We start from the raw sequence: 9,631 nt of genomic DNA on the forward strand, positions 1-9,631 counted from the left end.
GGGGATTTTGGGGAATTTTGCAAAGGTCTCCTTATGTTATTCAATCTCGCATCATATTTTACCAATCTTGCTCATTCAGAAAATATTTACCCTCCCGAATATCGCATCGCCTCGTTGACATATATAGACTCTCCTCAAAATTGCTTGTTTACTCTTTATCCATGTTAGTATAAACCTATTTTGAACATGTATTTTAATCATGAGTAAACATATTCTCTTGGGTATTAGTGGCGGCATTGCCGCTTATAAGTCTTGCGAGTTGGTACGCTTGCTGAAAAAACAGGGGCATTCAATCAGTGTGGTAATGAGCAAAACATCAACCGAATTTATTTCACCACTGACTTTTCAGGCTTTAAGCGGAAATCCTGTTCTAACTGATATGCATGAAAATGGCTTAGGAAATGGCATGGCTCATATTAATTTAACACGTGAGGCAGATGCACTGGTCATTGCTCCTGCAACAGCCAATACGATTGCAAAAATTTCCAATGGCATTGCCGATAACCTCCTGACCAATCTTGTTGCTGCACGGAAATGTCCTTTAGCAGTTGCTCCCGCCATGAATGTAGAAATGTGGAACAACCCTGCCAATCTGCGCAATATCGAACAGCTGCGTTCAGACGGTATTACCGTCTTCCAGCCGGCGTATGGCGAACAGGCCTGTGGGGAAATTGGACTTGGCCGAATGCTTGAAGCAGCTGATTTGGCTGATTTAATTTCCGACTTATGGGTACCTAAAATCTTATTAGGCAAACGTATTTTAATTACAGCCGGAGCAACGTTTGAAGCCATCGACCCCGTACGCGGTATTACAAACATCTCTAGCGGACAGATGGGTATGGCTTTAGCACGGGCATGCAGGGCTGCAGGGGCTAAAGTAACTCTGATTTATGGGCAACTCCAAACTACTATTCCAACCGGGCTTTTTCATACAGAACAAGCCGTAAGTGCTGAAGAAATGTTCCGTGCTGTTCACAATCATATTACCAACCAAGATGTATTTATCTCCGTTGCAGCTGTTGCTGACTATAAGGTGAAAAATAGCAGTTCCCAAAAAATGAAAAAAGATGGTTCCGGTAAAGTTCCTGTTATCGAATTAACGGAAAACCCTGATATTCTCGCTTCCATTGCTTCTTTACCTAACCCTCCCTTTTGTGTTGGGTTTGCTGCTGAAAGCGAACGCGTCCTAGAGTATGCCAAAGTCAAAAGAATCAGGAAAAATATCCCGATGCTGGTTGCAAATCAAATTTCCCAGTCAATGGGAAAAACGACTAATCAAATCACCATTATTGATGACGAAAATGAGATTTCATTCCCAGAAACAGATAAACGTCAAGCAGCAGATAACATTGTCAAACATCTTACAGCTCGTCTGAATCGTTCATCATGAACAATATAGCCAAATAATTCTCAACATAAGTGAGAACAATGCTATCTTCCTGAAAAGTCCAAAGGTCGTCTGAAAATTTTAACGAAACCCGTTTCCCTGTTTTCAGACGACCTTCATCTTTAATCTAAACAAAAAAAGGAAGAAACCGAAGTTTCTTCCTTTTGCATTTGAGGTCAAATTTTAACCGCCGAAGTCATCCAAGAGGATGTTTTCATCTTCCACGCCCAAGTCTTTGAGCATTTTAATGACGGACTGGTTCATGATCGGCGGGCCGCACATATAGAATTCGCAGTCTTCCGGTGCTTCATGGTTTTTCAGATGGTTTTCATAAACCACGTTGTGAATGAAGCCTGTGTAACCGTCCCAGTTGTCTTCCGGCAGCGGGTCGGACAAGGCGACGTGCCATGTGAAGTTCGGGAACTCTGCTGCGAGTTGGTCGAAGTCTTCAACATAGAACATTTCACGTTTGGAACGTGCGCCGTACCAGAAGGTGATTTTGCGTTTGGAGTTCAAACGTTTCAACTGGTCGAAAATGTGGGAGCGCATCGGCGCCATACCTGCACCGCCGCCGATGAATACCATTTCGGCATCGGTGTCTTTGGCGAAGAATTCGCCGAACGGGCCGGAGATGGTTACTTTGTCGCCGGGTTTGAGCGACCAAATGTAGGACGACATTTGTCCCGGAGGCGCATCGGGTACGCGCGGAGGCGGCGTGGCGATACGCACGTTCAGCATAATGATGCCTTTTTCTTCTGGATACGAAGCCATGGAGTAGGCGCGCAAAATCGGCTCGTCCACTTTGGAAACGTATTGCCACAGATTGTATTTGTCCCAGTCTTCGTGATATTCCTTAGGAATGTCAAAGTCTTTGTAGGCAACGGTGTGCGGCGGGGCTTCGATTTGGATGTAGCCGCCGGCGCGGAAGGGAACTTCTTCGCCTTCAGGAATGGCAAGCTTGAGTTCTTTAATGAACGTGGCTTTGTTGTCATTGGAGATGACGGTGCATTCCCATTTTTTCACGCCGAACACTTCTTCCGGTACTTCGATGTCCATGTCGGTTTTGACGTTAACCTGACAAGACAGACGGCAGCCTTCGCGTGCTTCGCGTTTGCTGATGTGGGACAACTCGGTCGGCAGAATGTCGCCGCCGCCGCTTTTCACGACAACGCGGCATTGTCCGCACGAACCGCCGCCACCGCAGGCGGAGGGAACGAAGATGCCTTGGCTGGCAAGCGCTCCCAACAGTTTGCCGCCGGCGGGCATAGTCAGCTCTTTTTCATCATTGACTTTGATGGTGATGTCGCCTTCACTCACCAGCTTGGATTTGGCAAACAGAATCATCAGTGCCAAAGCCAAGACGATGACGGTAAACATCACGATACCTAAAATAATTTCCATGCCGAATCCTTTCTTATAACTGGATGCCGGAGAACGACATAAACGCCATCGCCATCAGGCCGGCGGAGATGAAGGTGATGCCCAGTCCTTTGAGGCCTTTGGGTGCGTCCGAATATTTCATTTTTTCGGTAATGCCCGCCAAAGCGACAATCGCCAACATCCAGCCCAAACCCGCGCCGAAACCATACACGACGGATTCGCCGAAGTTGTACTCGCGTTGCGCCATAAACGAAACGGCACCGAAAATCGCGCAGTTTACGGTAATCAGCGGCAGGTAAATACCCAACGCGTTATAGAGGGCGGGGAAGAATTTGTCCAAGAACATTTCCAAAATCTGCACCAAAGCCGCAATCACGCCGATGAAGGTGATGAATTTCAGGAAGGTCAAATCCACGCCTTCGACAATCGCGCCGTCTTTGAGCAGCGAGTAAACGAGCTGGTTGGCAGGGACGGACAGACCGAGTACGAAGGTAACGGCAACGCCCAAGCCGAATGCGGTGGATACTTTTTTCGATACCGCCAAGAAAGTACACATGCCCAAGAAGAAGGACAGCGCCATGTTTTCAATGAAGACGGATTTCACAAAAAGGCTTAAGTAGTGTTCCATGTCTTATTTCTCCGCCTGTTCGGGTTTCCATGTGCGCAAACCCCAAATCAAAAAGCCGATGATGAAGAACGCGCTCGGTGCCAGCAGAAAGAGGCCGTTGGTTTGATACCAGCCGCCATCCTGTACGGTTTGGAAAATGGTGTAACCAAAGAGTTTGCCCGAACCGATCAATTCACGGATGCTGGCGATGATAATCAGCAACATGCCGTAACCCGCACCTTGACCGATACCGTCTACCAAGCTTTCCAGCGGCGGCTCTTTCATGGCGAAGGCTTCGGCACGACCCATCACGATACAGTTGGTAATAATCAGACCGACGAATACAGAGAGCTGTTTGGACAATTCGTAGGCATAGGCCTGCAATAATTGGTCAACCAGCGTAACCAGCGACGCGACAATCGCCATCTGCACGATAATGCGGATGCTGTTCGGGATGTAGTTGCGCACCAGCGAGATAAAGAAGCTGGAAAAACCGGTTACTAAACTGACGGAAATACCCATCACGATGGCCGTCTGAAGTTTGGTGGTAACCGCCAGCGCCGAACAAATACCCAAAACCTGCAAGGCAATCGGGTTGTTGTCGATAAAGGGTGAAAACATTAAATGTTTCAAGCGTTTCATATCAGCCATTATTGTGCTCCTGCTGATTTCAATTTGTTCAGGTAGGGGATATAGCCGTTTTCGCCGAACCAGTAGTCGAACGAGCCTTGTACGCCTTTGGAAGTCAGCGATGCACCGGAGAGTGCATCTACGCCGTGTTCTTTATCGGAACCTGCGCCTTTGCCGACGTGCAGGGCAAGTTTGCCTTGTTCGTCAAAGAGTTTTTTGCCGACGAATTTTTGTTGCCACAACGGATTGCCGATTTCGCCGCCCAAGCCCGGAGTCTCGCCTTGGTCGTAGTAGGTGATGCCGTTGATGGTATTGCCGTCTGGTTGGATGGCGACGAAGCCGTACATCACTGACCACAAACCGTTGCCGTGCATAGGCAGGATGATTTGGCTGACTTTGCCGTCATCGCCTTTTACCAAATAAACTTCGGTGTATTTGGCGCGGCTTTTGATGCCTGCCAAATCGTCTTCAGGTTTGATTTGGATGCTTTGCGCGGGGTCTTTGGCGGCAACGCGCGCACTGAAGTCTTTCGGCGCGTCTTTCACATATTCGCCAGTCGCCAAATCGACCACGCGTTGTTCGATGCGGTCGGCAAAGGTTTTGCTGATGTCGGTATTTTTATCGAGCAAACCGGCAACGCTCAGGATGTAGCTTTGCTTGTCCTGAACCTTTTGTTTTTCCTGCACCGGTTTCAAGCCGACAACCGCGCCCGCCACGATGACCGAGCAAATCAGGCTGACCGCCAACACCACAATCAGCGTGCCGCTGAAGCTGTCTTTATCGAATTTCTTAGCCATTGCTGCGCGCCTTTCTGCGTTTGATGTTCGCTTGTGCGACGAAATAGTCGAAAATCGGGGCAAACAGGTTGGCAAACAGAATCGCCAACATCATGCCTTCAGGGTAAGCCGGATTGACCACGCGGATTAACACGCACATCACACCGATTAGCGCGCCGTACCACCATTTGCCGACATTGGTAAAGGAAGCAGAAACAGGGTCGGTCGCCATAAACAGCATACCGATGGCGAAGCCGCCGACGACCAGATGCCAGTACCAAGGCATGCTGAACATCGGGTTGGTGTCCGAACCGATAACATTAAACAGCGAAGACATGGCAATCATACCGATCATCACACCGGCAATAATGCGCCAAGAAGCGATGCGGGCAAAAACGATAAACGCGCCGCCGATTAAAAGCGCCAAAGTGGATACTTCGCCGATAGAACCGGGCACGTTACCGATAAACGCATCCATCCAAGTGATGGATTGATTGGTAACAGCATTTTTCAGACCTTCCGAACCGTGTGCTGCCCATTGCGCCAGCGCAGTTGCGCCGGAATAGCCGTCAACCGCCGTCCAAACGGTGTCGCCGGTAATATTCGCAGGATAGGCGAAGAACAAGAAGGCACGACCTGCCAGCGCGGGGTTCATAAAGTTTTTACCCGTACCGCCGAACACTTCTTTCGCAACCACCACGCCGAAGGTAATACCCAAGGCGGCCTGCCACAGAGGCAGCGTAGGCGGAACGATTAAGGCAAACAGAATCGAAGTAACGAAGAAACCCTCGTTGATTTCATGTTTACGCACGGTGGCGAACAAAACTTCCCAGAAACCGCCAACGGCAAATACGGTCGCGTAAATCGGCAGGAAGTAAATCGCGCCGAACAGCATTTTGCCCAACACGCCCGCTTCAGACGACATATTAATGCCCAAAGCGTTGGCAAGGGCGTAGTGCCAGTCGTTGGCTATGCTTTGTTGCAGCAAATCAGGCGTCAGCGCGCCGAATGCCTGCGCGCCGACGTTGTACATACCAAAGAACATGGCGGGGAACAAAGCCAGCCACACCAAAATCATCATGCGTTTGGAGTCGAGCGCGTCGCGGACGTGCGCCGCTTTGCGCGTTACCGCACCGGATGTGTAGAAAATCGTCGCCGCAGCTTCATAGAGGGCATACCATTTTTCATGTTTGCCGCCCGGCAGGAAGTGCGGTTCGATTTTTTCCAGAAAATGTTTCAAGCCCATAATCAGCCTTCCTTCTCAATGGTTTCCAGCACTTTGCGCAACAGCGGGCCGTATTCGTATTTACCCGGGCAGACGAAGCTGCACAAAGCGAGGTCTTCTTCGTCCAATTCCAAGCAACCCAAAGCCTGCGCGCTGTCGGTATCGCCGACGATTAAATCGCGCAAAAGCAAGGTAGGCAGGATGTCCAGCGGCATCACGCGCTCGTAAGTACCGATGGGAACCATAGCGCGGTCGCCGCCGTTGACGGCTGTCGTGAACTTGAAGAGTTTGTTTTTCAGGAAATGACCGAGGGTCGTACGCGTAATCGAGTATTTGTCCGGCTGCGGCGCAACCCAGCCGAACAGCTCTTTGCTGCGGCCTTCTTCGATAACGGAAATCTGATTGTGGTAGCGTCCCAAATAATCATACGCACCTTGTGCAATCGCGCCGTTCAATACCGAACCGGAAATCACGCGGTTGTCCGCGTCAACCAATTCGCCGGCGGTAATTTGCGACACCTTCGCACCCAAAACGGTACGCAAGAGGCGCGGTTTGTTGACTTGCGGGCCGCCCAAAGCAACCACGCGCTCGGTATTCAGACGACCTGTTACGAACAAACGTCCGATGGCAATTACGTCTTGATAATTGATGGTCCAAACAGTTTTATTTGCGCCGACAGGCTCGATGAAATGAATGTGTGTACCGCTCAAACCCGCGGGATGAGGGCCGCCGAATTCATGTATTTCAATGTTGGCGACGTTTTCAGACGGCACGTCCGCACCGGCTGCTTTACAAACATGGATTTTGCGTTCGGTCAGACGGCTCAACACCAGCAAACCTCGTCTGAAATCCTCAGCGGCTTCTTTGATGACGACCACAGGGTCTGCCGCCAGCGGATTGGTGTCCATCGCATTGACGAAAATGGCGAACGGCTCGGCATCGACCGCGGGGATTTTGCTGAACGGACGGGTGCGCAGCGCAGTCCACAAACCGGATTGAATCAGATTGCGGCGCACTTCTTCGCCGCTTAAGTTTGCCAACGCATCGGGCGCGTAGCGTTCGAACTCGATTTCGTCATCGCCTTCAACGGCAATCACGACCGACTGAAGCACGCGCTTTTCGCCGCGGTGAATCGCAGCGATTTTGCCGGAAGCCGGCGCAGTAAACACCACGCCCGGATTTTTCTTGTCTTCAAACAGCACTTGGCCTTTTTTGACGGCATCGCCTTCCTTGACTTTCATCGAGGGGCGCATACCGGCATATTCTTCGCCAAGCAACGCGACTTCGGTAATGGCCGGACCGTCGTAAACGGCTTGCTCTGGTCTGCCCGCGATGGGCAGGTCTAGGCCTTTTTTGATTTTAATCATAGATTTGCATTACTTGTGATGAGTTAAACAGAATAAAATGTTCCAACTTTTCAGACGACGTTTGAAATGGCAAAGCATGGGGAGGTCGTCTGAAAGTAAAGCCTTACTTACGGAAAACAACAATTAAATGAAAACTGTAAAATGTTTGATTTTAGCAGGAACAGCCCGCCTTATGTCAGATTTACGAAGATTTTTTCCAGCTTCCTGCCCCGAATCCCGCGCAAATCAGCCCTCCAATAAAATTATAGTGGATTAACTTTAAACCAGTACGGCGTTGCCTCGCCTTGGCCGTACTATTTGTAATGTCTTCGGCTTCGTCGCCTTGTCCTGATTTAAAGTTACAATATTGATGCCCAAAATTAATCCCTTCGAAACAAGCGTCAGAATACAAAAAGGTCGTCTGAAAACCGAATCACAAGAATTAGGTTTTCAGACGACCTTTTAAGGGCAGGCAAGTATCAGAACAACTGCCAAACAAAGAAAATCAGCGTATGCAGTATAAACAACGGAATCAATACCCCTACCGACCACATCATATAACCAAAGAAAGTCGGCATCGGGATACCGCGCTGCTCGGCAATCGCTTTAACCATAAAGTTCGGCGCATTACCGATATAAGTGAGCGCGCCCATAAACACCGAACCCATGGATATAGCCAGCAGCGAATGGAACAAATGCCCCGTCATCAGAGCCTGAGCATCGCCGCCCGCCATATTGAAGAACACCAAATAAGTCGGCGCATTATCCAAAAATGCGGACAACAAACCGCTCATCCAGAAATACATCGTATTAATCGGATTGCCCGAAGCATCATGTACCAACGATACCACCGAACCCAGCGCCCCCGCTTCGCCCGCCTTCAAAATCGCCAAAACAGGGGAAATCGTAATGAAAATACCTAAAAACAGCTTGCCCACTTCGGCAATCGGGTCGAAATTGAATTCATTACCCGCCCTAACCTGCTTGGGCGTAATCAACAGCGAAACAATGGTCAGCACCAGCAAAATCAGATCGCGCACCAAATTTTGCAACGCATAGTGGCTGCCCAAAATCTCAAATCCCGGATGATCGGGCTTCCACAAGCCGGACAACAAAACCGCACCGACCACGCCCGCCAGCAGCAGAAAATTCCATTTACCGGCAATCCGCAAATCTTCCTCGACTTCCTCTTCCTGCTGAACCTGTTCCGCAGTAGTTTCACGCGCGTGATAGCGGCTGTCGATAATATAAAACACCAGCAACAGCACAACCGTACTGATCAATACGGGCATCAACATGTGTTTCACCGTCCACATGAAATCCACGCCCTTCAAGAAGCCCAAAAACAGCGGAGGATCGCCCAACGGCGTCAGACCGCCGCCGATGTTTGCCACCAAAAATATAAAAAATACAACGATATGTACTTTTTTCTTTCGGTAATGATTTGCTTTCAGCAGCGGACGAATCATCAGCATCGCCGCACCGGTCGTTCCCATAAAGGAAGCCATCACCGTACCCGCCGCCAACAACCCAGTATTCAGCGCGGGCGTACCGTGCAGCTTACCCCAAACCAAAATCCCGCCCGAAATCGTGTACAAAGCCAAAAGCAGCAGGATAAAGGGGATATATTCCTCAACCAACGCATGGGCAACCGTATGCACACCCGCCCCGAAACCGAACACAACGGCGAACGGAACCAAAAACAGCAGCGTCCAAAACGCCGTAATCTTGCCGAAATGGTGGTGCCAAGTATGTGCGAAAAAGAGCGGCCCCAACGCAATAGACAAAAGAATTAACGCAAACGGCGCACCCCAAAACAGACTGAGCGACGCGCCGTCAAAATCAGCAGCGTGCGACAAAGTAGGGAATAAGATGAGGGATAAAATTGGTAAGCGGCGCATTGTTTTTCCTTGTTTTTCTTACAGACAAAAGCCCGAACAAACACGCCCGCACAATGCCGAGAAGTCAAACAGAAAACGCCTGCGACCCATCCTGACATTGAACGGAGAAATGTTGCCATACGTAAACCTTGTTTGATTGTAAGTGAAAACCCCGCCCCAAACCAGTCAAAATAACCGACCGCCCTACCTTGTTTCCCAATCCTCAAGCCCCTATTCAACCAACCATATTTTCAAAATCCTTTTGGAAATAAACCGCTAGCCCAACAACAATGTAAACTATCGAAATATAATTTTAGATTTATTCTTTCAAAAATTTACACAATCCGCCCTTACGCAAATAAAAAGCTAAAGGTCGTCTGAAAAATTTCAGACGACCTTT

The 9,631-nt window shown here is 49.4% G+C and carries 8 protein-coding genes; 1 reads left to right on the forward strand and 7 read right to left on the reverse strand.

Going from position 1 to position 9,631, the window contains the following annotated elements; genetic code table 11:
- Positions 1–199 precede the first annotated feature (199 nt).
- Positions 200–1,390, forward strand: a complete 1,191-nt coding sequence (coaBC, locus tag HMPREF3066_RS03345) for a bifunctional phosphopantothenoylcysteine decarboxylase/phosphopantothenate--cysteine ligase CoaBC (protein ID WP_070440439.1) — start codon at positions 200–202, stop codon at positions 1,388–1,390.
- 180 nt (positions 1,391–1,570) lie between these two features.
- Here coaBC and nqrF read toward each other — a convergent pair whose 3' ends face one another.
- From nqrF to HMPREF3066_RS03380, 7 genes are all read right to left on the reverse strand, one after another.
- On the reverse strand, positions 1,571–2,788 hold the full coding sequence (gene nqrF, locus HMPREF3066_RS03350) for an NADH:ubiquinone reductase (Na(+)-transporting) subunit F (RefSeq protein WP_003741084.1): 1,218 nt from the start codon (positions 2,786–2,788) through the stop codon (positions 1,571–1,573).
- Positions 2,789–2,801: 13 nt separating this feature from the next.
- The gene (gene nqrE / locus HMPREF3066_RS03355) at positions 2,802–3,395 is read right to left on the reverse strand and encodes an NADH:ubiquinone reductase (Na(+)-transporting) subunit E (RefSeq protein WP_003741087.1); all 594 of its coding nucleotides are present in this window, start codon (positions 3,393–3,395) and stop codon (positions 2,802–2,804) included.
- A 3-nt stretch (positions 3,396–3,398) separates the two neighbouring features.
- On the reverse strand, positions 3,399–4,025 hold the full coding sequence (locus HMPREF3066_RS03360) for an NADH:ubiquinone reductase (Na(+)-transporting) subunit D (RefSeq protein WP_003741088.1): 627 nt from the start codon (positions 4,023–4,025) through the stop codon (positions 3,399–3,401).
- Positions 4,025–4,801, reverse strand: coding sequence for a Na(+)-translocating NADH-quinone reductase subunit C (locus HMPREF3066_RS03365; protein ID WP_009425722.1), 777 nt, complete (start codon positions 4,799–4,801; stop codon positions 4,025–4,027). The genes HMPREF3066_RS03360 and HMPREF3066_RS03365 overlap by 1 nt, the downstream gene beginning before the upstream one ends.
- Positions 4,794–6,026 carry an NADH:ubiquinone reductase (Na(+)-transporting) subunit B gene (locus HMPREF3066_RS03370; protein ID WP_016688235.1) on the reverse strand — a complete coding sequence of 411 codons (1,233 nt, stop codon included), beginning with the start codon at positions 6,024–6,026 and terminating at the stop codon, positions 4,794–4,796. Before HMPREF3066_RS03370 ends, HMPREF3066_RS03365 begins: the two co-directional genes overlap by 8 nt.
- A gap of 2 nt (positions 6,027–6,028) precedes the next feature.
- Complete coding sequence (locus HMPREF3066_RS03375; protein WP_070440441.1) at positions 6,029–7,372, reverse strand: Na(+)-translocating NADH-quinone reductase subunit A; 1,344 nt, start codon at positions 7,370–7,372, stop codon at positions 6,029–6,031.
- Positions 7,373–7,830: 458 nt separating this feature from the next.
- Positions 7,831–9,252: a sodium:proton antiporter gene (locus HMPREF3066_RS03380; RefSeq protein ID WP_070440443.1), complete on the reverse strand. Its 1,422-nt coding sequence runs from the start codon at positions 9,250–9,252 to the stop codon at positions 7,831–7,833.
- Positions 9,253–9,631 lie beyond the last annotated feature (379 nt).

The sequence above is a fragment of the Neisseria sp. HMSC03D10 genome, assembly GCF_001807625.1.
In the GTDB taxonomy this organism is placed as follows: Bacteria; Pseudomonadota; Gammaproteobacteria; order Burkholderiales; family Neisseriaceae; genus Neisseria; species Neisseria mucosa.

What these genes read in the sequence shown, in the direction of transcription:
- coaBC (WP_070440439.1), top strand. Translation starts at nt 200, where the DNA reads ATGAGTAAACATATTCTCTTGGGTATTAGTGGCGGCATTGCCGCTTAT.
- nqrF (WP_003741084.1), bottom strand. Translation starts at nt 2,788, where the DNA reads ATGGAAATTATTTTAGGTATCGTGATGTTTACCGTCATCGTCTTGGCT.
- nqrE (WP_003741087.1), bottom strand. Translation starts at nt 3,395, where the DNA reads ATGGAACACTACTTAAGCCTTTTTGTGAAATCCGTCTTCATTGAAAAC.
- HMPREF3066_RS03360 (WP_003741088.1), bottom strand. Translation starts at nt 4,025, where the DNA reads ATGGCTGATATGAAACGCTTGAAACATTTAATGTTTTCACCCTTTATC.
- HMPREF3066_RS03365 (WP_009425722.1), bottom strand. Translation starts at nt 4,801, where the DNA reads ATGGCTAAGAAATTCGATAAAGACAGCTTCAGCGGCACGCTGATTGTG.
- HMPREF3066_RS03370 (WP_016688235.1), bottom strand. Translation starts at nt 6,026, where the DNA reads ATGGGCTTGAAACATTTTCTGGAAAAAATCGAACCGCACTTCCTGCCG.
- HMPREF3066_RS03375 (WP_070440441.1), bottom strand. Translation starts at nt 7,372, where the DNA reads ATGATTAAAATCAAAAAAGGCCTAGACCTGCCCATCGCGGGCAGACCA.
- HMPREF3066_RS03380 (WP_070440443.1), bottom strand. Translation starts at nt 9,252, where the DNA reads ATGCGCCGCTTACCAATTTTATCCCTCATCTTATTCCCTACTTTGTCG.